This is a genomic window from Paenibacillus gyeongsangnamensis, from assembly GCF_027533625.1.
GTDB classification, from domain to species: domain Bacteria; phylum Bacillota; class Bacilli; order Paenibacillales; family NBRC-103111; genus Paenibacillus_G; species Paenibacillus_G gyeongsangnamensis.
In genome coordinates this window covers 23070-48501 of the sequence record NZ_JAQAGZ010000027.1, presented here as the reverse complement: position 1 = coordinate 48501, position 25432 = coordinate 23070, and the positions used below count along the sequence as shown (strand labels likewise).

The window sequence follows — 25432 nt, the reverse complement described above, 5'->3', positions numbered from 1 at the left end:
GCAAAACGTCCCCCCGTCAATACGGAAGTTACGCATAGTCTCATCCCCCTTTTGAAAATTAACGTTTCCAGGTTATCGCCTTACTTACGTTATACCCTGGGTTTGTTGTCGAAATACAAATATCCGATCAATTGCAAAAAAACTCCCCCGCCTCAAAGGGCGGGAGAGCCTGCTGCCGGCATCCTGATTACATGCCGAGCCATTTCTTGAATAAGTGCTTCGTCGTATCGGCGTTCATGGCCGCGATCGACGTGGTGAGCGGAATGCCTTTCGGACAAGAGCGCACGCAGTTCTGCGAGTTGCCGCAGCCCTCGATACCGCCGTCTTCCATCAGCGCCTCCAGACGTTCGTGCTTGTTCATTTCACCCGTCGGGTGCGTATTGAACAGACGCACTTGAGAGATCGCCGCCGGTCCGATGAAGGTCGTTTTCTCGTTCACGTTCGGGCACGATTCGAGGCAGACGCCGCAAGTCATGCACTTCGAGAGCTCGTACGCCCATTGGCGCTTGGACTCGGCAAGGCGAGGTCCGGGACCGAGGTCATACGTACCATCGATCGGAATCCATGCTTTGACGCGTTTCAGAGCCGAGAACATGCGCTCGCGGTTGATCACCAGGTCGCGCACGACCGGGAACGTAGTCATCGGAGCGATGCGGATCGGCTGCTCCAGCTTGTCTACGAGAGCGGAGCAAGCTTGGCGCGGTTTACCGTTGATGACCATTGAACAGGCGCCGCACACTTCCTCCAGACAGTTCGACTCCCAGCATACCGGGGTCGTCTTGCTGCCGCCGGCGTTAACGGGATTACGCTGAATTTCCATCAGGGCGCTGATCACGTTCATGTTCGGGCGGTAAGGTACCTCGAACTCTTCCGTATAAGGCTTCGACTCCGGAGTATCCTGACGGGTCACGATAAACTTCACTTTCTTGCCTGCTGCTACTGCTGCTTCAGCCATGATTAATGACCTCCCTTCTTGCTGGTCGTATAGTCACGTTTCCGCGGTGCGATCAGCGATGTGTCGACGTCTTCCCAAGAAATTTGCGGGCCGTCCGGCGTCCATTTCGCCTTCGTCGTCTTCAGGAATTCCTCGTCGTTACGCTCTGGGAAATCCGGCTTGTAGTGCGCCCCACGGCTTTCGTTGCGCAGCAGCGCGCCGAGCGTCATCGCATGAGCCAGCTCGAGCATGTTCCACAATTGGCGCGTATAGGCAACGCCCGGATTGTTGAAGCGAGCGGAATCGTTGACGTTGATGTTGTGCCAGCGCTGCTTCAGTTCGTTGATCTTTTCGATCGTTTGCTCCAGGTTCTTATTGTAACGAACCACGGTCATGTTGTTGTTCATCCATTCGCCCAGCTCTTTACCCAGAACATAAGCGTTCTCGGTGCCGTTCAACTTGATGATGCTCTCATAACGGTCCGTATGCTGCTTCTTGTAGCGGTCGAACACCGAGGACGGCACATCGTCGGTATGCTTGCTGAGGCCTTTGATGTACTCGATCGCTTTCGGTCCGGCCACCATCCCGCCGTAGATCGCGGACAGGAGCGAGTTCGCGCCCAGACGGTTCGCGCCGTGGTATTGGTACTCGCACTCGCCGGCAGCGAAGAGGCCCGGGATGTTCGTCATTTGGTTGTAATCCACCCACATGCCGCCCATGGAATAGTGAACCGCCGGGAAAATCTTCATCGGAATTTTCCGCGGATCGTCGCCCATGAACTTCTCGTAAATCTCGATGATGCCGCCGAGCTTCACGTCCAGCTCCTTCGGATCCTTGTGAGACAAGTCGAGGTAAACCATGTTCTCGCCGTTGATGCCGAGCTTCTGGTCTACGCACACGCTGAAGATCTCGCGAGTCGCGATATCCCGAGGCACGAGGTTGCCGTACGCCGGGTATTTTTCTTCAAGGAAGTACCAAGGCTTGCCGTCTTTATAAGTCCAGATCCGTCCGCCTTCGCCGCGCGCCGACTCGGACATCAAGCGGAGCTTGTCGTCGCCCGGAATCGCCGTCGGGTGAATCTGAATGAATTCACCGTTCGCGTAGTATACGCCCTGCTGGTAAACCGCGCTCGCCGCCGTACCCGTGTTGATGACGGAGTTCGTCGTTTTACCGAACACGATGCCGGGACCGCCGGTCGCCAGAATGACCGCATCCGCGGAGAACGTGTTCACTTCCATGCTGCGCAGGTCTTGCCCTGCAATCCCGCGGCATACGCCGTCGTCGTCGAGGATCGCACCGAGGAATTCCCAATGCTCGTATTTCTTGACCAGACCCGCAGTTTCCCAGCGGCGCACCTGCTCATCCAGCGCGTACAGCAGCTGTTGGCCGGTCGTTGCGCCCGCGAACGCGGTACGGTGGTATTGCGTGCCCCCGAAGCGGCGGAAGTCGAGCAGACCTTCCGGCGTACGGCTGAACATAACGCCCATCCGGTCCATCAAGTGGATAATGCCCGGTGCGGCTTCACACATCGCTTTTACAAGCGGTTGGTTCGCAAGGAAGTCGCCCCCGTATACCGTATCGTCAAAATGCTCCCAAGGGGAGTCGCCTTCACCCTTCGTGTTCACCGCACCGTTGATGCCGCCTTGGGCGCATACGGAGTGGGAACGTTTCACGGGCACGAGCGAGAACAAGTCGACGTGAACGCCAGCTTCGGCCGCTTTCACAGTGGCCATCAGACCGGCCAGGCCGCCGCCGACTACGATGATTTTTGAATTCGCCATGACTTCAGTCCCCCTTAACCTTTAGCTACTTGCGGCAGCTGCTGGAACTCTGGGTTCACAAACGCCGTCAAGGACAAAATGAACATGATGGACATCACTACGAACACGCCCATCCAGATAAAAGTAGAAACGCGCTGCGCACGCGGTCCGACCGTGATTCCCCAGCTAACGAGGAAAGACCACATGCCGTTGGAGAAGTGGAATACCGCGGACACGATCCCGATACAGTACAGCACGAAGTAAACCGGATTCGTCGCAATGTCGTGCATGCGGATTCCGACTTCGCCTACCTCCAGACCGAGCGCCACTTGAAGGCGCGTTTGGAAGAAATGCCACGCTACGAACAGGAACGTCAGAACCCCCGTCACACGCTGCAGGAAAAACATCTGGTTACGGAAGTAACCGTAGTTGCTCACGTTGTTGCGCGCCGTATATGCCACGTATAAACCATAGATGGCATGATAAGCGAGCGGCAGCCAGATGCCGAAGATCTCCAGGAACAGCACCAGCGGAAGCTCATGCAGCCAGTAGACCTGATCCAGGAAAGCTCCGTGTCCGCCGCTGAACGCTTTGTAGTTCGTCAGCAGGTGCTCGATCAGAAAAAAGCCGACCGGAATGACACCCAGCAATGAATGCAGCTTTCGTGAGTAATACGAATTTTTAAACATTGGACTTTCGTTCCCCCCTCAAAAAGTAAGGCTTGTCACCGTTTCGTCAAAACCATTTACCATTGTACTCCTGCCCTGTGAGAGCGTCAACACAATCGCTACGCCTATTTTCCATGAATCGACAACCTTTTATGCAGCACAAGGCAAAAATTGTGAACGCAAAGTGACATATACATACTACTCTTCTATCGCTTATAATGGAAATGCTGTTTTTTTATAATCGCTTATAACAGGAAGACATATAAGATCAATCATTGGCAAAGGAGTCCTCCCTATGGAATTAATGGAAGTATTCGCCGTCGTCGTCGAGCAGCAGAGCCTGAACAAAGCCTCGCAGCTGCTTAATCTGTCCCAGCCCGCGCTGTCGCGCAAAATCATGCGCCTCGAGGAGGACCTCGGCGTCGAATTATTCAAGCGCAAGGGCAAGCGGCTCGAGCTGACGCGGGCCGGCGAGGTATGCTATGAGTTCGCTCTGGAGCAGAAGAGGCTCGAGCATAAGCTGCAGCGCGCGCTGCAGGCGTTTAAGACCGACACGCAGCAGGCCAGCCTCATCGTCGGAGCCAGCCTAACGACGCTCCAGTCCACCCTGCCGGATCTGCTGACGCTGTTCACAAAGGAATTTCCTACGATCGACATCAAGGCCGTCACCGGCAAGACCCATGAGATCGTCTCGCTGGTCAAGGAACGGAAGGTCGACATCGGCCTTGTCGCTTCCAAGATAGACGACGCCCACCTGAACTGCCTGCCGCTGTTCGACGATCACCTGTGTCTCGTGCTGCCTCGTATCCACCCGCTCTCGGGGCAGCATGCACTCGACATTGCGGACCTTCAGGATCTGCCCATGATCCTGTTTTCCCGCGGCACCTGGTACCGCATACTGATGGACGAGCTGTTCCAGCGCAATGCCGTCCATCCCGACGTCAAGATGGAGATCGACTCGTTCGAGGCGATCATCCGGCTCGTATCCACCTGCCAGACGGCGACCCTGCTGCCGCAATCCTATCTTCGCCGCAATTTAATAGAAGATAACGAGCTGACGGTCCGCCACATTCCCGCCCTGCAGCAAACAAAAAGAACGACCTCTCTGCTCTACACAGAGGAAGCCGTTCTGCAGCCTGCCACGAAGCGATTCGTCGAGCAGGCGGTGCTGCATTACCGTGCCGATCCCGCCGGTCCGTTCGTTCAGCTCTGATCCGATGCCGCGGGCTGCTCCTTCAGCCCCAGCTTGCGGGCGGCCCAAGCCGTGGAGCCCGCCTGCACGACGATCGTCAGCAGCACCGCCATGAACGTAACGGAAGCGATAATATCCGCGTGGGCGACGCTCATGCCGGCAACCATGCCGGATAACGCCGCAGGAATGACGCCCGTCTCCCGTACCCAGAACATGAACAGCAGCTCGTTGCGCTTCCACCTAGCGCTCCGGTCGGGCAGCGCGCAGGCGAGAACCGTAAGCGGCCGCGCGATCAGCATGAACACGGCGATGACGGCCAGGCTTGGCCATAAGTAGGCCCAGATGACCCCGAAATTGACTTGGCTGCCCAGCAGAATGAAGATCAGCATCCGCATCAGCACCGTCATGTTTTCCGTGAAATGGCCCATTTCATGAAGCTTGTCATCGAGATCGAGCTTGAAGAGGTCGACATTGCCCCAAATGAGCCCTGCTCTCGGAAAGCGAGAAGGCTTGACCGCCTGTGATCACGACCAGCACCGAGAACGTCAGAATCGAGCCCGTCGCGTCGTTGAAGGCGGATTCGCTCTCCACCGTCTCCCGGACTTTGTTCCGGATCCGCACCTGTTTAAAGACGGGAATCAATGTCGCGGGGTCCGTTGAAGAGATGATCGCGCCTAGAAGCACCGCATAGATCCACGGCAGCCCCAGCAGCAGGTGCGCAGCCAAAGCCACGGCCGCACAGGTGATCAGAACGCCCGGTACGCTGAGCAGCGTGACGGTGAGCCAAACCTTGCGCAGCCCCGATAACCGGATATTCCTTCCCCCGTCGAACAGAATCAGCGCGGAGCCGAGCGTCAGAATGAATTGGTTCGTGAAGGAGCTGCTCGTCTCGGTAACCCAATGGAGCCCCTGCCCCACCAGCATGCCTGCTATAAGAAACAAAGCTACGTCCGGCAGCTTCAATGCGCTTGCGAGTCTTCCGAAGATCATGCCGGCAGCCAGAATAAAGATGATGAGAAAGATAACGTGCTGAATCATTGCGCTTTCCATAAGCAGCCTCCCGCTCAGGGCTATCTGTATTTTATCCCTTCGTCGGTTTAACGAATAAGAGCGTGCTCGAAATGATCAATCTGCTGCTTCGTCCCGATCAGCACCATGACATCCCGCTCTTCCACGGTATCTTCCGCCGTCGGCGCGATGACGACGTTATTCTTCTTGTTGATGGCGACGACGCTGCAGCCGAAACGGTGCCTCGGATCCAGCTCCCTAAGCGTTTTCCCGGCAAGGCAGCGGGGGACAGACAGCTCTGCGATCGTATATTCTTTCGACAGCTCGATATAATCGAGCAGATTAGGCGATACAAGCTGGTGGGCCACCCGGATGCCCATATCCCGTTCGGGGAATATCACCCGGTCTACGCCGATTTTCTCCAGCACCTTCCCGTGGAGCTCGGACAATGCTTTCGTAACGACGTTGTTCACGCCGATGTCCTTCAGCAGAATCGTCGTCAGGATGCTCGCCTGAATATCGTCGCCGATGGCTACGACGACGCAATCGAAATTGCGGATCCCAAGGGAGCGCAGCACTTCTTCATCGGTTGAGTCGGCAACAACGACATGCGTCAGCTTATCGCTAAGCTCATCCACCGCTTCTTCGTCCTTATCAATCCCTAATACCTCATAGCCCAGCTGAATGAGCTCCTTTGCCAGACTGGCGCCGAACCGGCCCAGGCCGATCACTGCATATTGATTCGTTTCATGTTTGCTCTCGTTTCCCCTATCCGATTGTAATTTTCCCTTCCGGGTATCGATACAATTCCTTCTCCGCTTTCGGCCCCAAGGCATAAGCCAGCGTCAGCGGTCCAAGCCTGCCTGCGAACATCATTAATGCGATCATGATCTTGCCGAATCCGGTCAAATCCTGGGTCAATCCCATGGTGAGACCTACGGTGCCGAAGGCCGAGGTGACCTCGAACAAAATCATGAGAAAGGAATGCGCTTCCGTCGTCGACAGCACCATGGACACGAACACTACCAGCATTAACGCAAGAATGACCATGGTCGTCGCCTTAAGAATACGGTCCTTGCCGAGCCGGTAATGGAAGAGCACGATATCCTCCTTACCGCGGATCATGGCGATGACCGCGCCCATAAGCACCGTGAAGGTCGTCGTCTTTACACCGCCGCCGGTCGAACCCGGCGAAGCCCCGATAAACATCAGGATGATCATAAAAAACTGCGACGCCTGTCTCATGCTTCCGAGATCGATGGTATTCGCCCCGGCCGTCCTTGTCGTTACCGATTGGAAGAACGCGGCCAGCACTTTGCCCAATTCGTTCAGGGAGCCCAGCGTCTTGGGGTTCGTATACTCGAATATGTACATAACCGCCGCACCTATAACGATCAAAGCGGCGGTCGCCGTGAGGACGACTTTGGAATGAAGGGAGAGGCGCTTATTCTTCTTATACTCGATCACGTCCGACATGACGAGGAAGCCGATCCCGCCGAGGATGATTAGCCCTATAGCCACGACATTCACCAGTATATCGTCGGCATAGGCCGTTAAGCTGCTGAACGGACCGGTAACCGAACCGAACAGATCGAAGCCGGCATTATTGAAGAACGAGATGGCATGCCATATTCCGTAATACATCGCCCGGCCCGGCCCCAGATCGAAGGACCAGCGGGTGGCGAAAAGCACGGCCGCCACGAATTCGATCGTCAAGGAGTACAGAATTACCTTGCGGATGAGCCGGACGATGCCTTCCATGCTGCCTTGGTTCATCGCTTCTTGAAGAATGAGCCGCTCTTTCAAAGAAATGCGTTTCTTCAGCGCGAACGCTACAAGCGTCGCCATCGTCATGAATCCGAGGCCCCCGATCTGAATCAGCAGCACGATCACGATTTGCCCGAAAAGCGAGAACGTCGTTCCCGTATCTACGACCACTAGCCCCGTTACGCAAGTGGCGGAGGTCGCCGTAAAGAGCGCATCCAGAAAAGGCAGCAACGCCCCCTTGGCCGACGCGATCGGCAGCGTCAGCAGCGTAGCGCCGGTCAGAATGATTAAAGCGAAGCCGATGACCAAAATTTGCGGGGGCGTCAGCTCGATTTTCTTAGGCGAATGCTTCATCGTACACCTCAATTCCGTTTTTCGGACAAACAAAAAAGACACTGGGATCCCAATGCCTCGAGTTGTATTGGTCCCTGTAAATTAGCCTACGAGGTTAGCTGTCGGATTCGGGTATATAGGCACCCTATCAGCGGACCGGCCGGACCGGCTGAATTCACCCCTAAACTCATGGTTCCCCCGTTTTCTTAAAAGAAATTCGGCTGTTTCGATTCAATTGATATGAATTATAATGTTCTTTCTTCAGAAGTACAAAGTCGTTATGGAGTGAAAAAGCAGTGAAAACGGGAATGCTACCCGTTTTGATAACACTTACATTACCATTTCGCTTTGCTTTTCTTCCATTATCCTGCGCATGCTTCCGTTTTCATTGGATTTTGAATATGCATGTATGCTAATTTTAAAGAATAGATTGAAACATGCCTTCCGTGATCTCATTTGCCGTTAAAGGAGCTTCCTTCCATGCCAACACGCCGAAGCGAACCGTCCCTTCTTTTGTTAGCCGTTATCGGGCTGACGCTCTACTTGGGTGTTACCTTCTTGTCTCCCTTTCTTACAAAGTCAGCAAGTCTTGAGGAAGACAAGTCGGGCACTCCCGCAATTTCCAAGGCGCAAGCGTCGCAGGCTGCAGAGCAGTTCGCCCTGAAGCAGCTGTCCTTAACCGCGAACCGCCAAACGAACGTGATCTTCCAGTCCTACTCCGCAAGAAGCGGCTATGTGCAGAAGATCAAGCTGTACGACGATTATTTGAAGCGGTACGGCGACCGGTTCCCGCTCGATTATTATCAGGTGGAAATCAACGATCTGAATTCGAAGGCGACCTATTACATCGATGTCAATTTTACGACCAAAGAAATTATGGGCTGGGAGCTGGGAAGCGCAGGCCGCACAGGGACCGCGCCGGCAAGCTCCGGTGAGGGCGGCAGCGAGAGCCTGGCCCGGAAGACGCTCAAGGATATGGGCTATTTGCCCGAGGAATTCGTGCTGAAGGATTCCTCGGAGCCAAAGAGCGGCCGGTATCTCTTCGAGAGCAAGACGGAAGCTATAGGCGAAGCCCATCTGCAGGTTCTTGTCTCCGTCACCAAAGGGAAGGTCACCTCATTCCATCCCCGCTTCTCCGTACCGGACTCGTTCCTGACCTGGCAGCAGGCTCAGAACGACCGGGCTGCCCTGATGACGCGAGTCAGCATGGGCATCTCGCTTCTTATGTCGCTGTCCGCCGTTTATGTCATGGTACGTTACAGGCGGGAGATTACGTTTGTCAAAGGAACCGTGCTCAGCCTGCTGTTCCTGGCGGTCTATGTCATGAATAATTTCAATATGCTGCCCGCTTTCCGAACGTCGCACGGGGAAGGCCCGAGCGGGCCGGAGACCTTATTTTATCTTTGGTTCATGAATATTTTCGTCGGCTTGCTCGCCCTGTCCACCTATTTCGCCTTATCCGCCGGCAGGCGACTGTGGCAGAACCGCGGCGTAACGGCTTGGCCCTCCTGGCGACAAGCCGGCTTCGGAGCCTCTGTAAAATCCGCGATGGTTCGCGGCTATCTCATCTGCCTGTTCGTGCTCGGCGTGCAGCAGCTGCTCTTCTTTATTGCCGGCGAAGCGTTCGATGTGTGGGCCGTCAGCGATCCGTCCGACTCTGTGTTCAATATGCTGTACCCCGCCGCTTTCCCGCTGATGGCGTGGGCGGCCGCGATTTCGGAGGAAGCGGTTTACCGGTTGTTCGGCATCGCCTTCTTCCTGAAAATAACGAAGAACCGCTTCCTCGCGGTTCTTCTTCCCAGTATCATCTGGGCCATGAGCCACACGCAGTACCCGATTTACCCGGTGTATACCCGGCTGATCGAAGTAACGGTGCTCGGATTAATCTTCGGTTATGCGTTCCTTCGGTACGGCTTCCTGACGGCGCTGTTCGCCCATGCCGCCATGGACAGCATCCTGATGGGGCTATCGCTCATGTACATGGGCGGGCCGATGCAGGTTATAACCGGCGGAGCTTATCTCCTGCTGCCGGCACTGATCGGCTGGCTGATCTATTGGATTCACGGCAAGCTCAAACGTCGGCCTCCGTCGCCTCCGGCTCCGGCCCGTCCGCTGTTTCCTCGTCCGGACCATTGAGCGCGGCAAGAATTTGCGAAGCGAGCTTTTCCCCGATACCGAGAGGCTTGAAGTCGGCGACTTCGGCCTCTTTGATTTTCTTCAGCGAGCCGAAATGCTTCAGCATCGCCTTCCGCCGCTTCTCCCCGATGCCCGGGATCGCGTCAAGCTGCGAAGCGATCATCGACTTGGCCCGCGTCTCGCGGTGGAACGTGATCGCGAAGCGGTGAACTTCTTCCTGAATGCGCTGCAGCAGGTAAAATTCCTGGCTGTCGCGCGGAATCGGCACGACCTCCGCCGGGTCTCCCAACAGCAGCTGCGCCGTCTTGTGCTTATTGTCCTTCGCCAGTCCGCAGACCGGGATGAACAGCCCGAGCTCGTTCTCCAGCACGTCGACCGCCGCGGCAATATGTCCCCGCCCGCCGTCAATGACGACGAGATCGGGCAGCGGCAGCCCTTCCTTCAGCACGCGCTCGTAGCGCCTCCGCACCACTTCCCGCATCGTCTCGTAATCATCCGGCCCTTGCACCGTCTTGACCTTGTACTTGCGGTATTCCTTCCGGTCCGGCTTGCCGTCCGTGAAGACGACCATCGCGGATACCGGGCTCGCGCCTTGAATGTTCGAGTTGTCGAATGCCTCGATGCGTCGGACCGTGCCCGTACCGAGCCACTCGCCGAGATTCTCGACGGCCTTGACCGTTCGCTCCTCGTCCCGCGCGATGAGCCGGAATTTCTCATCCAGCGCCACCCTGGAGTTGTCGCAGGCCATATCGACCATATTCTTCTTCAGCCCGCGGCGGGGCAAATGCACCTTCACCTTCAGCCAGCTTTCCAGCGCTTCCTTCACGTCGGATTTGGCTTCGGCAGCCGCTGCCGGCTCGAGCTCGAGCTCATGTTCGGATTCGTGCTCGGACTTGAGTTCGGACTCGGACTCGAGCTTGTGCTGGGACTCGGACCTGTGTTCGGACTCGAGCTCGGACTCGGACTTATGCTCGGACTGCTCGTGTTCGTGTTCGTGCACCGTCTCGTGCAGCGCATCCTCCGCCGAGACCCGCTCCAGATAGGCTGCCGCCTCCCTGGACACGCCGGTTATGGGAAGAGCGCCGGAAGCTTCCGTCTTGCGGGTGCCGGGTAACGCTTCTCCCGTAGCCTGCTCCGCAGAAGGCAGGAATACTTCCTTCGGCAGCGCCGGGTTATCGCTATAGTACTGCGTCACGAACGTCAGGAAATCGTCGTACGCTTCCCCGTAATAGGGGAACATCGACGCGTGCCGCTCGATCAGTTTGCCCTGGCGCATGTAGAGAATCTGCACGCACATCCAGCCTTTGTCTACGGCGAAGCCGAACACGTCCCGATCGACGGCGTCCATCGTCGTAATCTTTTGCTTTTCCATGACGGCATCGATGTGCACGATCTGGTCGCGCAGCTCTTTGGCCCGCTCGAAGTTGAGCTCCTCCGCGGCTTCGTGCATTTTGCGCGTCAAGTCGTTCTTGATCTCGTCATGGCCCCCGTTCAGGAAACGGGCGATCTCGCCAACCATCTTATCGTAGGTCTCCTGCTCCACCGTATATTCGCACGGCGCCACGCATTGACCGAGATGGTAGTACAAACACACCTTGTCGGGCAGCGTCTTGCATTTGCGCAGCGGGTACAGGCGGTCGAGCAGCTTCTTCGTTTCCTGGGCCGCGTAGGCGTTCGGATACGGACCGAAGTACTTGCCTCTATCCTTCACCACCCGCCGGGTGACCTCCAGCCGCGGATGGGCTTCATTCGTAATTTTAATGTATGGAAACGACTTGTCGTCCTTCAGCAGAACGTTATAGCGCGGATGATACTTTTTGATCAGGTTGCACTCGAGAATGAGCGCTTCTATATTGCTGCCGGTCACGATGTACTCGAAATCGACGATTTCCCCGACCAGGACCTGCGTCTTCGCCGTATGGCTCCCCGTAAAATAAGAGCGCAGCCGATTGCGAAGCACCTTCGCCTTGCCGACATAAATGATCGTGCCGTCCCGGTTCTTCATCAGGTAGCAGCCAGGCTGCTCCGGTACGAGCGACAGCTTCGTCTTGATGGCTTCCATAATCTTGCGGCGATCCGGTTCCCCCGTTACGTTGGTCATGCCTCTTCTCCCCTCTTCCCAAACCCCTGTTCCCCTTGGGGCAACAAAAAAGCTCTTTTTCCAGAATAGCAGAAAAAGAGCTTTTTCTCACGCGGCCTGAGGCCTGCCAAATTATTGATGGCGGCTCAGCACGTTTTTCAGCGCGTCCTTGGATTGGAAGCCGACGACTTTATCGACAGGCTGTCCGTCCTTGAACACGATCAAGGTCGGGATGCTCATCACGCCGAAACGGGAAGCGGATTCCGGGTTGTCATCCACGTTCACTTTCGCGATCTTTACGCTGTCTGCGAGCTCTTTATCCAGCTCTTCGAGAACCGGAGCGATCATTTTGCAAGGTCCGCACCAAGGCGCCCAGAAATCCACAAGAACCGTACCGGATCCTTCTACTTCGTTGGAAAAGGATTGGTCAGATACATTTACAATTGCCATAAGAAAAGGTCTCCCTTCGCCGAGTAATAATGTCAACATGTAAAGTATACCACACTAAGCGTCTTTTTCAACCGAGCCAAAGTTTGCACAATTGTCACTTTTAACATCCTTTACAATTATCCGAAGAGTTGGGTATACTAAGCATAACTACGAAGATGGATAACCTGTTGCCGTCTCCAGACAGCAGCTTGAAGGAGGAACTTTTTCATGAGCGAGCATAAGCACCCGGAACTGCACGTATACGAAGAGCAGCGTGACGATTTACATGACGTTTCCATGGGCTTTGGTGTATTTTTCGCTATCTTGCTTGTCATCGCCATCGTGGCGACGGTAGCTTCCATCGCGGTAAAATAATACGCTTACGGACACAAAGCCTCTTCCACATTACGGAGGAGGCTTTTTTGTTGTGCTTTTGTGTGTGGGCGGTTGGGAGGTAAGCTGGCCGGGTCAGGCAGCGCTGTTAGGGGAAGTTCATGAACGCCGCTACTAGCGAGGCCAGCGAGACTATAGTTGAGAACAAGGGTTCACTAGTTGTACCCTGTGGTTTACCACTGCATGTTGGTGGGTGGTGGTGGCCGAGGGAACGTCCGCGTTTTGGTGAACCTGGATTCGTTAGTTGTACCCTGTGGTTCACTATCGCCCGTTGGCCGAGGGAACGTCCGCGTTTTGGTGAACTTGGGTTCGATACTAACGAACCTGGGTTCACTATAATCCGGGCTAACGCGGATTTCGGAGCGTTACTGAACCAGACGCCGCTACTAGTGAACCCAGGTTCGTTAGTTGTACCCTGTGGTTCACTATCGCCCGTTGGCCGAGGGAAAGTCCGCGTTTTGGTGAACTTGGGTTCGATACTAACGAACCTGGGTTCACTATAATTCGGGCTAACGCGGATTTCGGAGCGTTACTGAACCAGACGCCGCTATTAGTGAACCCAGGTTCGCTAGTAAATGTACCCGGAGGTTCATTACCGCCTTTGGCCGAGGGAACGTCCGCGTTTTGGTGAACCTGGGGTCGTTACTATCGAACCTGGGTTCATTACAAGCCGGGCTATCGCGGATTTCGGGGCGTTACTGAACCAGACGCCGCTACTAGCGACCCCAGGTTCATTAGTTGTACCCTGTGGTTCACTACCGCCTTTGGCCGAGGGAACGTCCGCGTTTTGGTGAACCTGGGGTCGTTACTATCGAACCTGGGTTCATTACAAGCCGGGCTAACGCGGATTTCGGGGCGTTACTGAACCAGACGCCGCTACTAGCGACCCCAGGTTCATTAGTTGTACCCTGTGGTTAACTACCGCCTTTGGCCGAGGGAACGTCCGCGTTTTGGTGAACTGGGGTCGTTACTATCGAACCTGGGTTTACTAAGTGAGGTGAGGGTTACAATCCCCCTCATCTTTCTTCTTTAATGTTCCCAATTATATACTTAAAGAGATAAGTTGGCCCAACTACTTCTTAATCTACGTCTTAATCTACGTCCGATCTTCCTTCTTTGCTATTACTTCTGAGTTGCTTCTGGTTTACATCTAATTTACTTCTAAGTTACTTTCGATTTGCCTTCTGACCGCCCTACTTTCTGAGTTCTTCGCCGCGAACATAATAATCAGGCATTTCCTTGCCTTCGTTATTATTGGTGTTTTTACTTATCTTCCTTGCATTTTGTGCCGTGGGATTTACTGTGTACAAAGTACTTAATTACGGAAACAAGCCTAAGTCCCGACAAACAATGATAGGACTTAGACTAGCAATTTACTTTATTGAAATTTAGGGGTTATATCTCAATACCCACAAGATTGAATATTTCGGTGCCATAGAGCCATTGAGTTAACGAGTGAGAACCACCTTGTTACTGAAATAGAGCCACGATGTTAATCGTGAGGAGAAAAGTTAAGTCAAGAGAAAAAGAAAGAGAGTACCTCAACGCGGTACTCTCTCGGGAATACTTGAAGCCTTAGCTCAAGTATTCCTTTTTTATCGTCCAAAGGAATCGTGGAAAGATCCATGTTCACGTCTCAATGATTTAAAATATTGTCCTCCAATACGGTGAATTTATCGCCGTATTCTTTAATAATATGGCCCTCTCCCCAGGAGCAAAGCGCATCCAGAATCGGCTTGAGGCTCCACCCGTATTCGCTCAGCTCGTATTCGACCTTGGGCGGCACTTGATGATACGTAATCCGGTTGACGATCCCGTCCGCCTCCAGTTCCCGCAGTTGCTGGGTTAGCATCTTTTGCGTAATGCTGGGCATGATTCGCTTGAGATCACTTGTCCGCTTCTTTCCACGCGTCAAGTGACAGAGAATCACGCACTTCCATTTTCCTCCGATGACTTCCAAGGTCGCTTCCACCGAAATATTATACTTCTTATTGGTTCCTGTGCTCATGCGAAGCCCTCCAATTGCTATAGGCACTTATTAGTACCTATCGTACTTTAAAGTACGTACTAGCCAAAAATGCTTGCTCCTCTCATAATAGCATGTATCGGCCGATGATTACCACGATTAGAGGTGAGAAAACATGCAATTGGATCAAAAACGGAGTATGCTCGCGCTTCTGGCTCTGGCCATCAGCGCCTATGCGATCGGAACTACCGAGTTTATCAGCGTGGGGCTGCTGCCCCTGATCGCCGAAAACCTTCATATATCGGTCACAACGGCAGGACTGACCGTGACGCTGTATGCGCTCGGTGTCACCTTCGGGGCTCCCGTGCTGACCTCACTCACCACGGGAATGTCCCGCAAGTCGCTGCTGATCGCCATCATGGTCGTTTTTATCGCAGGCAACAGTCTGGCGGCGGCTTCCGGAAGCATTGGCGTCCTGTTGACGGCCCGCGTGCTATCCGCTTTGTCGCACGGCGTATTTATGTCGATCGCATCGACCATCGCCGCCGACCTCGTGCCGGAGAACAAACGGGCGAGTGCGATCTCCATGATGTTCTCAGGCCTGACGGTCGCCATCGTGACCGGCGTGCCGCTCGGTACCTGGATCGGCCAGCAGATGGGCTGGCGGGCGGCCTTCGTCACCATCGCCGTCATCGGCCTGGTCGCGCTGATCGCCAACCTGATCTTGATCCCCGCCTCGCTACGTAAGGGCGTTCCGACCCCGGTGCGTGAGCAGGTAAAGCTGGTGACGAATGGCAGGCTGCTGCTTGCGTTCGCCATCACGGCTCTCGGATATGGAGGCACTTTTGTCGTATTTACTTATTTATCCCCATTGCTGCATGAGATAACCGGATTTGCCGAAAGCACGGTAGCGGTCATCCTGCTGATTTACGGCATTGCGATTGCGATCGGCAATGTCATCGGGGGAAAGGTGGCCAACCGCCGGCCGCTCAAGGCTCTGTTCCTTATGTTCATCCTGCAGGCGATCGTGCTGCTGGTGTTGATGGTGACCGCGCCATTCAAGGTAGCCGGGTTAATCACGATCTTCTTCATGGGCCTGCTGGCCTTCATGAACGTTCCCGGGCTGCAGATTTATGTCGTCATGCTGGCCGAGCGCTTCGCGCCGGGAGCTAAGGATGTCGCTTCCGCCGTTAACATCGCCGCGTTCAATGCGGGCATCGCCATTGGGGCCTATCTGGGTGGTGTGGTCACCGATTCGATGGGATTGATTCATACCACCTGGATCGGCGCTGGCATGGTCTTGGCCGCGGTTTTGCTGACTGGCTGGAGCATGGCACTAGAACGCAAGACCGGGCCGGTTCGCGCCGTGCAGGCGAAGCCGGCCCGGTCTTGACTGTCGAGCTCTTGTCTCCGCTATCTTGGCATCATCCAAGCAGCCACGTGCAAAATGGCTAGGGCCGCTACCAGCTCCAACAAGACATCATGTATTCAAATCTACCATTTCCCCTACTGGAGGTTTTATCTATGACAACGCATCTGCAAGCAACTACGACTCTAAATAACGGAAAGGCTATGCCTTGGTTCGGCATCGGCGTATTCAAAGTCACGGACGGTCCCGAGCTCGTGGACGCGGTCAAAGCGGCTGTCGCCCATGGCTACCGCAGCATCGACACGGCGGCCATCTATGACAACGAGCGCAGCGTAGGCCAGTCTATCCGCGAAGCCCTCCAAGAAACGGGACTCTCCCGCGAAGACTTGTTCGTCACTTCCAAGGTATGGAACGCCGATCTCGGCTATGAAGCGACGCTCGCCGCCTATGAGACCAGCTTGGAGAAGCTGGGGCTGGATTATCTCGATCTGTACCTGATTCACTGGCCGGTGGCCGGCAAGTACAAGGACGCTTGGCGTGCGCTCGAAGCGCTGTACAAGGCCGGACGCGTCAAAGCGATCGGCGTCAGCAACTTCCAGATTCATCACCTGGAGGACCTGATGAAAGATGCCGAGATCAAGCCGATGGTGAACCAGGTCGAGCTCCATCCGCGGCTCAGCCAGCAAGTGCTGCGCGACTTCTGCGCCCGGCATGACATTCAGATCGAGGCATGGTCGCCTCTGATGCAGGGCCAGCTGCTGGACAACCCGGTGCTGCAGGAAATCGGCGCCCGTCACGGCAAGTCGGTCGCCCAAGTCATTTTGCGCTGGGATCTGCAGCACGGCATCGTAACGATTCCCAAGTCGACGAAGGCTCCCCGGATTATCGAGAACGCCTCAGTGTTCGACTTCGAGCTGACGAGTGAAGAGATGACCCGCATCGATGCGCTGAACCAGAACCTGCGGGTTGGACCGGACCCTGACAATTTTGACTTCTAAGCCTGGCCCAGCCATAATGAAGAACGCCAGTTCCCCTAGCAGGGGGCTGGTCAGCCTGTTGAGAAACCCTCAACAGGCTATTTCTTATTTTCATTATTTATCCATTCACCGCGTTAATATAGTAGTCTTAAACAAGGCGGTGGTTGCATGCTTCGCTCCAATCTGAGCCTGAAAATCAGTTTATTCTAAACATGGATTTTTTCGGAAGTTCTCTTCATGCCGAAAAAGAATGCAAATGGATGGACAATGAGGATAGACCTTCAATCCGCCCAGATTTCTTTGTTGTGGGAAGCGATGGTATGGCTGATATTCTTGAATTTAAACTCCCGAACATAAAAACTGATACAGTGGTTATAGGGAAAATAAATCGTTAGACATTCTCGTCGGAAATTCATTCCCACATAGCTCAGACAAGAGTTTACCGTGAATACTTTGAAGATCCACGCAATCGAGATTTTGTCAAAAGTCACTATGGGTTAGAAGCTTATTATCCGAAAAGATATCTGGTTGTCGGACGAAGATGGATGTTTGATCCCCCAAAATGGAGAGCTATTATAAACGAATACAAGGATTTAACTATACGTACGTATTTTGATATTGTAGATACTGTAATGGGTCACTTAATTACTCCTGATTTGCCTTCTGATTTGCTTTTGACCTCCCGCATCCTTCTTCCTCCTCGCTACTCTTCCCTCCCAGTTGCCATCTTCCTCCCGACAGCCTTCTGCTCTACAATTTCTTCTGCCCTCCTCTAAAATCTTCTTGTATCTTGAACCTATAACAATTCCCTAGGACCAAGTACTAGCTTTAACCCGTCTAAGGTCCAGTTTCATTCACACCCCAGGTCGGTTTTGACGCTGCCCTCGCCAAGCTACAATGATTTCATAAAGACATGAAATGAGGGGGATTTTTTTGTACCGATACGAGCTTTTAATCGAGTTGGCCGCCTTATTGCTGCTGCTCCTTTATTCTTGGAACGCCGCGGGCAAGGCTTCCAAGCTGGTATACGCATCCTCGGTCGAGGCGCTGCGGCGTCAAGCCGGCAAGCAGTTATTTCGGTCGGGCATCATTCTACTCTTCGCCGCCATCCTGCTGACGGACCTGACGTATATGGCCATCAACCTGCCCCTGCAGCTGTGGCTGGACCGTACGCTGCTGCACGCCCCGCTGGTTGCGGTTCCCGCCTTTGCGGTACTCGTATCCGCCGTGCCGGCGCTGCTGAAGCTTCGGACCGCAGCTGTTCCTGCGTCCGGCATCGAGACGGACGGCCCGCCGGAGCCCCAAGCTCGCGGCATGGCTTCTTCTCCGGCCCTGGTCGTGCCGTTCCAAGCCGTGCCTCCGGGCGCTCTCACCGCGCTGTACTATGCGCTTACGGCACCGGTTCCATTTCACGCACAGGATACGATCCCGCTTCTCCTGTACCTTCTGGCCGTCACCGGTCTATGGATCCGTCACAGCCACCGGATGCAAATCATGAGCCATCCTGCGGCAACGGTAAAGTACCGCCGGTGGAAGTCCTGGCTGACGCAAGGCATGGTGCTTGCCGCCGCGCTGCTGGCCGCCGCCGTGCCCGTACTGTTTGCGATGCAGGCCAGCATCCTGCCTTCCCGCATGAGCATGATGGCCGGTTCCATGGATTACGGTACGGGAACGACGCTTCCGCTTCCGCTTGGCCACGCCGAGCATGGCGGCAGTATAGCCTCAACTGCAACCGCAGCCGCAGCGCCGGCAGAATCCGTTTCCGTTACGAAGCTGACGGGGCCGCTTACGGGAATGCCGGACCGCACCTTCACGCTGACGGCGGAGAAGAAAACCATTCGCCTAAGCTCCGGCAAAATGGTCGAAGCTTGGACCTATAACGGGCAATCCCCCGGACCCGAGCTGAGAATGAAAGAAGGGGAGCTCGTTCAGGTGACCCTCATCAACAAAAATATCGACGGCGGCGTCACCCTTCATTGGCACGGCCTCGACGTGCCCAATGCCGAAGACGGTGTTGCGGGCGCAACCCAGAATGCCGTCCTGCCCGGAGAATCGTACACATACCGGTTCATTGCCAAGCAGGCGGGCACCTTCTGGTATCATTCGCATCAGGACTCCAAGGAATCGGTCACAATGGGCTTGTTCGGCCCACTGATCGTAGAGCCCGCCGCAGGCGTGAATCCGCAGCAGCAGGAATTTACGGTCATGAGCCACAACTGGAACGGGACGCTGGCCTCCGGGGCATCCGACACCGTCGAGAACAAGCTCATTGCGCCCGGCACGCCGGTTCGTATGCGGCTGCTCAATACGGATGACTGGGTGCGCCAGCAGTTTCTGCTCACCGGAGCTCCCTTCCAGGTAGCCGCGATCGACGGAACCGAGCTTCATCAGCCGGAGACGTTAGACAACACTCGGCTGGAGCTCACTACCGGCGGACGGTACGACGTCACCTTCGTCATGCCGGATCAGCCCGTGTTCTTAAGCATCGCGGGGAAATCGTCCCTCGGCCTTCTCATGAGTCCCGACGGGAAAGGCAACCTGCCGTCCTTCGATCTGTCCAAGACCGCAGTCTTCGAGCCTTCGCAGTACGGCGGAACCGCTCCAACCCCATTCGATGCAAGCAGCCGGTTCGACAAGCAGTTTACGATGATTCTGGATAATAAGCTCGGCTTCTATAACGGACGCTTCGGCGGTCTGTTCACGATCAACGGCAAGGTATTCCCGAACACGCCGATGTACATGGTCCGAGAGGGCGATCTGGTCAAAATCACCATGATCAACCGAAGCGTCGTCGATCATCCGATGCACCTTCACGGCCACCGTATGCTTGTGCTTTCCCGGAACGGCAAGCCGGTCACCGGCACCTGGTGGTCGGATACGCTCGATGTCAGACCCGGCGAAGTCTATGAAGTGGCCTTCCGCGCCGACAATCCCGGCTTGTGGATGGATCACTGCCATAATCTCTCCCATGCCTCAGGCGGAATGACCATGCATCTGATGTACGAAGGCGTCACCTCCCCCTACAGCATCGGAAGCCAGACAGTGAACCGTCCCGAATAAAAACGAAAAACCGTCGGCCTCACGGCTTGACGGTTTTTTCCAATGATCTATAAAATAATAAGTCCGATCTAAGTGCCCCGCTTGTTGTAACCCTCCACCATGACCACCTCGACGAACGGCCGGATGCGGTCCATGATGCGCCGGCCCTTGTACTCCTCGTCCCCGTCCTTGCTGGTAAAGCCGAAATGCTTCTCCAGTGCATCCAGATCGTGATTCGACGTGAAGAACGTCGGCTTCCGGTTCATCCGGTAGTTCAGGATCGCTCCCATCACGTGATCGCGCAGCCAAGGATTCAGATTCTCCGCCCCGATGTCGTCGAAGACGAGCAGATCCGTTTCCTTCAGCACGTCGATCGTTTCCTTCAGCTTCAGCGGATCGTGGAACATCGACTTCAAATCTTCGGCAAAATCAGGCATATACACAATCGCGCCGGTAAAGCCGTCCTTGGCCAGCTCATAGAGGAGGTAGCACATAAGGAACGTCTTCCCCGTCCCGAAGCTTCCGGCCAAGTACAGGCCGTTCTTCTGCAAGCCGTCCTGCTTCGTCCGAAGCACGTAATCGATAATTTGGTTCACCGCTACCTCGCGCTTCGGGTCCTTGTCCAGGATATCAATGGAGGAATAGCCCTGGGACAATGCCCGCTCATCCACATAAAAGCTCCGAATCCGGCTGCGTACGGCGTCCTGCGCTTCCCGGGCGATAAACTTCTTGCACGCGACCTTCTGGTCGTACACGCGCGTCTCGTCCCCGTCGGACTCCACGGAGAGGATCGAATAATGTCCTTCAAAATCGTTCGGACACCGGTCCAGCCCCGGACAATGCGTGCAATTGTGGTGCTCCGTCGCATATTGATGCAGCCGGTTCAAATTCAGCTTCATCGTCCGCTCGTCGAGCTCCGGATACTTCGCCCGCAGCTTCACGATCAACGGATTCGCGGCCACCTCGCGCAGCTTCTCATCCGCCTGTTTCAGCAGCTGCCTGCCTTGTCCTCGCTTCAGCAGCTCTCCTAAAGATTCCATCCGCGATTCCCCCTCCTTTCGATCCGCACAAACTGCGCAACGTCTTCAAATCTACAGCTTCCCATCCAGCTGCTGCGCCTTCCGCCGTAGTGCCTCGCGCTCCGCTTGACTGAGCTGCTTAGCCGGCCCTGCCGTGCTCTGCACGATCGGGATCGCCGGCTTCTGACGCGGAGCCCGGCCCGAGCGGCTTCCCGCCGCCCCCGTTCCGCCGCTTGATCCGCGGCTCCCGGACGTTTTGCGTTCCATATATTTCGCCTGCTCCCGGATGTACTGAACCGCCTGCTCGAATGTGGATACCTGCTTACCCAGCATGTCCGTCACGCTGAATTCGATCGACGTCCTGGACCAGGAGCGCTTGTTGACATAAATGTAATGAATCAGGACATTAATGACTTCCTCGCGCAACCCGTAGGTCAAATCGACCTTCGACAGCGTATCGAGCAGCCCGTCCGGCACCGAGCCCTTGGAGAAAATTTTCTCCAGGAGGTACGTATAAGGCTCATTGCGCAAAATGAAGTTATACTGGTGCTGGTTGCACTCGCCTTGGAACAAGTCCGGCACCTCGAGGTAATATTCCATCTCGACGGTCCGTTCGGGCATGTCCTCCTTCGCGGCGTTTCCATCCGCTCTGGAAGCCGGTTCTCCCTTGGCCGCGGCGATCTTCGCCATCGTCCGGTTGCGGTCGTCCGTCCGCTTCTTGTCGGAGCGGAACACTTGATTTGCTTTGTGCTGCAGCAGCTCCAGCACGATCCGGCCTTCCTCGTCGAAGACGCCCTCTTCATCAAGCAGCTTGCAGACGTCCGTCAGGTACAGGCTGTATTTTTTGGCTACAAAATTAATCGTCGCCATTTGCTCCGGCTCATACTTCAGCCGCTCCACATATTCTCGGTTCTCGGAATAACGCGGAAAATGCATAATAATTTCCGAGTACTGAAACCCCTTGGGCATGACCTCCGCCTTCGATGCGGAAGGCTGGGCCGCTGGCGTGTCGAACAAGGCCTGCTCCAGCTCGTAGTCCACAACCTGCGTGTTAAGTTGGAACAAATCATAGAACGGCACCGACAAATTCTCCGAATTGGCCGCCTTCAGCTCCTCATGCTCCGGGAGAATCAGCTCATCCCGCAGCGCCAGAACCGCGTACTTGCCGATCTTGTCCCGCAGAAGTAGCGTCAGATGCTGGTTCCGGAAAAATTCCGCCGGATTGAGCGGCGCGTACAGCGTATATTCGTAAACGTAGTCCTCGGAAGCCGCCGCGAACCGGCGCGAGGTCTTCAAGAGACCGACCGCCTCGAGCCTCGACGTCATCTCGATGAAGAGCTGCCGCCCCCGCTCGCCGGATTCCAGCTCCAGGGACAGGAACAGCTTGCGCTGCTGGTCTACCGCCGAGCAGCCGATCCGTTCGCCGGGCAGCTGCTGGTACAGCGTCTGATACATACTGATGGCATAAGCGCCGACCATCGGCTGGTACACCGCGGACAGCATTTTATAATCAAGGCTGCTGAGTGCGAAATCCCGCTGGACATAGAAACGGTGGTATTCGGAAAAGTGAAGCATATTCGTGATTCGCATCGCTCAAAACCCCAATCGTTCTTGCAAGATTTACTCTCCATTTTACCACAGGAATCGACACCGGAGATAGATGAAAATAGCGGCGGTTCCTCTTCTAATTCTAAACAAAAAATCACCCGCCCGCCGGCAGATGATTTGAGGTTTAGAACATCTTGAAGCCCTTGTCTCGCAGCATCTTGATCGCCGAGCCGCTCAGCACCGCTCCGACCAATCCGCCGATGGCGGCGATCATATCGACGAGCGAATACCCCGCAACGGCCGACCAGACCGAATCCGAGCCCCAGCCGTAGTAAATAACGAGACCGATGATCAGGACGATGTATCCGTAAATTGGAAACCAAGTCGTCTTCATCAGCATGTTTAGTATAAAACCGAGCCCGAAAAACAGCACGAACAGCAGCACGGTCGCAATGATCAGCTGAAGCATAAAGCAAGCCCCTTTCACGTTCAAACAAGCCTTTCTTCCACCCTCTATTGTAACCAAATTTCGCCGGGCGGTAAAGTGAACGGTTGTTGAACGAGTTCACACAAAGTTCGGCGGGAAGAGGCGCCCTTCATTTGCCCTTTCCTGCCGATTTCGCTACAATGAAACAAGCGATTACTAGGGGACTCATCCCCTTACATACAAAGGAGTGTGTCATTCATGAGTGAAGCTGTAGCGACGCTGGATGGCTGGTATTGCCTGCACGATTTCCGCGCCATCGACTGGAACGCCTGGAAGAGCTTGAGCGCCGGAGAACGGGCCCGCGCCGAGGACGAGCTGTACGGCCTGCTGCGCAAATACCAGAATGTCGAGAACGCCAAGCAAGGTAGCACCGCCTTCTTCAGCATCGTCGGACAAAAGGCAGACTTCGTCTTCATGCACCTGCGCGAAACGCTCGACGAGCTGAACGAGCTCGAGACCGAGTTCAACAAAACGATGTTTGCCGGCGTCACGGTGCCGACCTACTCTTTCGTGTCCGTCGTCGAGCTCGGGGGCTACATGGCCAAGCCGGGCACCGATCCGATGGAGGATCCGGAGATCCTGGCCCGCTTGAAGCCTGCTCTGCCGAAATCGAAGCACATCTGCTTCTACCCGATGAACAAAAAACGCGAAGGCAGCGACAACTGGTACACCCTGCCGGCGGAAGAGCGCCGCAACTACCTGCGCGCCCACGGCATGATCGGCCGCAGCTACGCGGGCAAGATCAAGCAGATCATCACCGGCTCGATCGGCCTCGACGATTGGGAATGGGGCGTCACCTTGTTCGCGGACGACGCTCTGCAGTTCAAGAAGATCGTTCACGAAATGCGCTTCGACGAAGGCAGCGCCCGCTTCGGCGAGTTCGGCGACTTCTACGTCGGCAACCTGCTGGATGAATCCAAGATGGCCGCCATGCTGCAGCCTTAAGAGCCGCTGAGCCGGTCATTGACAGCTGGCCGGGTTTGCTCGCCCGCACAAGTATCGCCCGGCTACAAACAACCTGTTAACGGTCATGAAACACATGCCGTCCTAAAACCAAGACTTCAGGTCTTTGGTTTTTGGGGCGGCTTATTTATTTGGGAATAGGCAGGAGGTTCGCAACATTGCATAGGAAATTTGAACTGGCCTTTGATCGCTTTATGAAGGAACAGATTGGAATGGAAAGGAATGCACGACGGAGAGAAAGGCTGGAGAAGGGACTCGGACACGCTGAGATGGAATTTCTTCGCTCCATCTGGTATCCTACTGCGGGTAACTTTGACCACTTGTACCCGGAGTGGGAAGTTAACGATTTCTCCGGAGGATATCGTTATTTGGATTTTGCTTACCTCCCCGGCTCCGCCAAAGTGGCGACCCAAGATTCAAGGCTACGGCTCTCACGCGCGGGATTTGGAGCTCTGGAGATTCAAAGACCTTTGCATGCGCCATTGCCATCTCGTTTTGGACGGCTGGGCGGTACTACCAATTGCCTATCCATCCATTAAAGAAGCTCCCCGACCTTGCCAGCAGCTGATCCTTTCGTTTATTGGAAAGTTTATTTCCCTATCCGTTCCAGAAGATCTGTACTGGCTGGAAAGCGAGGCGCTGCGATTCGCACGCCGCTGCCTGCGGTCGTTTACTCCTTCGGAGCTTTCGGCTCATTTAAAGGTAAGTCCCAAATATGCCCGAACGATTCTGCACAATCTGACCGACAAGAAGCTGATTCTCGTAACCAGTGGTGGCGTGCGGGCTCGGACTTACCGGTTAAATGAATGAAGTTGGATGGATGGCCTAATGGAGGCACAGGGTGCTCAAATTACGCTTCCTAGAGAAACACAGAGACGTTATTTATCGAATTTAGCTCATTATGAATAGACTAGAGGAACAAGAGGGCCTTATACGAGGAAAATGCACCAAAAAACGACCGCAACAATGATATAAGGAATCCTTGTTCCTTTCTTCTTTGTAGTAGACGCATACAACAAACAATAAGGTACTGACGTTCCGCCAGGACTATTGCAAAAAAAGGCTCTTAGGGCCGCAGCGGCAGCCTAAGAGCCTTTCATTTATTCGTCTTCGTCATCGAGCTCCGCGAGCAGCTCTTCCTTGCTGCGCAGATACGCTTCCGTATCGCGGTCGCGCTGCCGCGACTTCTCCTTCAGCCGCTCGATGGCGGGCAGGATAAGAATGTCGATCTCCTTCTGCACCGGGTAGACCAGATCATAGCGGTTCTGGCTTTCCAGGTAATGGCCGACCTCGATCAGCGCATTGTAGCGGTCCAGCTCCTCCCGCGTCAACAGACCGCGAACTTGAACGCTGCAGTGCCGCAT

The 25432-nt window shown here is 55.0% G+C and carries 20 protein-coding genes, 1 pseudogene and 1 riboswitch; of the genes and pseudogenes, 8 read left to right on the top strand and 13 right to left on the bottom strand.

The window, feature by feature from the left end:
- Positions 1-187: 187 nt before the first annotated feature.
- From sdhB to O9H85_RS31535, 3 genes are read right to left on the bottom strand one after another with little or no spacing between them, the layout of a single operon-like run.
- The gene (gene sdhB, locus O9H85_RS31545; RefSeq protein ID WP_269885355.1) at positions 188-955 is read right to left on the bottom strand and encodes a succinate dehydrogenase iron-sulfur subunit; all 768 of its coding nucleotides are present in this window, start codon (positions 953-955) and stop codon (positions 188-190) included.
- 2 nt (positions 956-957) lie between these two features.
- Positions 958-2715: a succinate dehydrogenase flavoprotein subunit gene (gene sdhA / locus O9H85_RS31540; protein ID WP_269885354.1), complete on the bottom strand. Its 1758-nt coding sequence runs from the start codon at positions 2713-2715 to the stop codon at positions 958-960.
- A 14-nt stretch (positions 2716-2729) separates the two neighbouring features.
- Positions 2730-3383: a succinate dehydrogenase cytochrome b558 subunit gene (locus tag O9H85_RS31535; protein ID WP_269885353.1), complete on the bottom strand. Its 654-nt coding sequence runs from the start codon at positions 3381-3383 to the stop codon at positions 2730-2732.
- Between the two features lie 274 nt (positions 3384-3657).
- Between O9H85_RS31535 and O9H85_RS31530 the strand changes: the two genes are divergently transcribed.
- Positions 3658-4575, top strand: a complete 918-nt coding sequence (locus O9H85_RS31530; protein ID WP_269885352.1) for a LysR family transcriptional regulator — start codon at positions 3658-3660, stop codon at positions 4573-4575.
- Here O9H85_RS31530 and O9H85_RS31525 read toward each other — a convergent pair.
- From O9H85_RS31525 to O9H85_RS31515, 3 genes and pseudogenes are all read right to left on the bottom strand, one after another.
- Positions 4566-5604 (bottom strand): annotated as a pseudogene (locus O9H85_RS31525) (cation:proton antiporter). The gene O9H85_RS31530 and the pseudogene O9H85_RS31525 overlap by 10 nt on opposite strands.
- 47 nt (positions 5605-5651) lie before the next feature.
- Positions 5652-6293, bottom strand: coding sequence for a potassium channel family protein (locus tag O9H85_RS31520; protein ID WP_269885351.1), 642 nt, complete (start codon positions 6291-6293; stop codon positions 5652-5654).
- Positions 6294-6330: 37 nt separating this feature from the next.
- Positions 6331-7683, bottom strand: coding sequence for a TrkH family potassium uptake protein (locus tag O9H85_RS31515; RefSeq protein WP_269885350.1), 1353 nt, complete (start codon positions 7681-7683; stop codon positions 6331-6333).
- A gap of 67 nt (positions 7684-7750) precedes the next feature.
- A riboswitch (cyclic di-AMP (ydaO/yuaA leader) is annotated at positions 7751-7895 on the bottom strand.
- Positions 7896-8142: 247 nt separating this feature from the next.
- Here O9H85_RS31515 and O9H85_RS31510 point away from each other — a divergent pair.
- Entirely contained in the window at positions 8143-9798 is a 1656-nt protein-coding gene (locus tag O9H85_RS31510; protein ID WP_269885349.1) for a CPBP family intramembrane glutamic endopeptidase, read from the top strand.
- On the opposite strand, the gene uvrC is transcribed toward O9H85_RS31510, so the two are convergent.
- Positions 9734-11899 carry an excinuclease ABC subunit UvrC gene (gene uvrC, locus O9H85_RS31505; protein ID WP_269885348.1) on the bottom strand — a complete coding sequence of 722 codons (2166 nt, stop codon included), beginning with the start codon at positions 11897-11899 and terminating at the stop codon, positions 9734-9736. The two genes, O9H85_RS31510 and uvrC, sit on opposite strands and share 65 nt — an antisense overlap.
- A 111-nt stretch (positions 11900-12010) precedes the next feature.
- Positions 12011-12328 carry a thioredoxin gene (gene trxA / locus O9H85_RS31500; protein ID WP_269885347.1) on the bottom strand — a complete coding sequence of 106 codons (318 nt, stop codon included), beginning with the start codon at positions 12326-12328 and terminating at the stop codon, positions 12011-12013.
- 207 nt (positions 12329-12535) lie between these two features.
- On the opposite strand from trxA, the gene O9H85_RS31495 reads away from it, so the two are divergent.
- Positions 12536-12682: a YqzM family protein gene (locus tag O9H85_RS31495; protein ID WP_269885346.1), complete on the top strand. Its 147-nt coding sequence runs from the start codon at positions 12536-12538 to the stop codon at positions 12680-12682.
- Positions 12683-14336: 1654 nt separating this feature from the next.
- Here the strand turns inward: O9H85_RS31495 and O9H85_RS31490 are convergent.
- Positions 14337-14708 carry a winged helix-turn-helix transcriptional regulator gene (locus O9H85_RS31490; protein WP_253409783.1) on the bottom strand — a complete coding sequence of 124 codons (372 nt, stop codon included), beginning with the start codon at positions 14706-14708 and terminating at the stop codon, positions 14337-14339.
- A 133-nt stretch (positions 14709-14841) separates the two neighbouring features.
- Here O9H85_RS31490 and O9H85_RS31485 point away from each other — a divergent pair, with 133 nt between their 5' ends.
- From O9H85_RS31485 to O9H85_RS31475, 3 genes are all read left to right on the top strand, one after another.
- Positions 14842-16059 carry an MFS transporter gene (locus O9H85_RS31485; protein ID WP_269885345.1) on the top strand — a complete coding sequence of 406 codons (1218 nt, stop codon included), beginning with the start codon at positions 14842-14844 and terminating at the stop codon, positions 16057-16059.
- A 131-nt stretch (positions 16060-16190) separates the two neighbouring features.
- Positions 16191-17033 carry an aldo/keto reductase gene (locus tag O9H85_RS31480; RefSeq protein WP_269885344.1) on the top strand — a complete coding sequence of 281 codons (843 nt, stop codon included), beginning with the start codon at positions 16191-16193 and terminating at the stop codon, positions 17031-17033.
- A 912-nt stretch (positions 17034-17945) separates the two neighbouring features.
- A complete protein-coding gene (locus tag O9H85_RS31475; RefSeq protein WP_269885343.1) occupies positions 17946-20072 on the top strand; it encodes a multicopper oxidase family protein in 2127 nt (708 codons plus the stop codon).
- Positions 20073-20140: 68 nt separating this feature from the next.
- Here the strand turns inward: O9H85_RS31475 and zapE are convergent, their stop codons facing one another.
- The 3 genes from zapE to O9H85_RS31460 all read right to left on the bottom strand — a co-directional run bounded on the left by zapE (position 20141) and on the right by O9H85_RS31460 (position 23087).
- Entirely contained in the window at positions 20141-21091 is a 951-nt protein-coding gene (gene zapE / locus O9H85_RS31470) for an AFG1/ZapE family ATPase (RefSeq protein ID WP_269885342.1), read from the bottom strand.
- A gap of 51 nt (positions 21092-21142) precedes the next feature.
- On the bottom strand, positions 21143-22660 hold the full coding sequence (locus tag O9H85_RS31465; protein WP_269885341.1) for a replication initiation and membrane attachment family protein: 1518 nt from the start codon (positions 22658-22660) through the stop codon (positions 21143-21145).
- Positions 22661-22802: 142 nt separating this feature from the next.
- Complete coding sequence (locus O9H85_RS31460) at positions 22803-23087, bottom strand: YuiB family protein (RefSeq protein ID WP_269885340.1); 285 nt, start codon at positions 23085-23087, stop codon at positions 22803-22805.
- A gap of 216 nt (positions 23088-23303) precedes the next feature.
- Between O9H85_RS31460 and hemQ the strand changes: the two genes are divergently transcribed.
- A complete protein-coding gene (gene hemQ / locus O9H85_RS31455; RefSeq protein ID WP_269885339.1) occupies positions 23304-24050 on the top strand; it encodes a hydrogen peroxide-dependent heme synthase in 747 nt (248 codons plus the stop codon).
- 225 nt (positions 24051-24275) lie between these two features.
- Positions 24276-24878, top strand: a complete 603-nt coding sequence (locus O9H85_RS31450) for a hypothetical protein (RefSeq protein WP_333474290.1) — start codon at positions 24276-24278, stop codon at positions 24876-24878.
- Between the two features lie 290 nt (positions 24879-25168).
- Here the strand turns inward: O9H85_RS31450 and O9H85_RS31445 are convergent, their stop codons facing one another.
- Positions 25169-25432, bottom strand: a complete 264-nt coding sequence (locus tag O9H85_RS31445) for a hypothetical protein (RefSeq protein ID WP_269885338.1) — start codon at positions 25430-25432, stop codon at positions 25169-25171.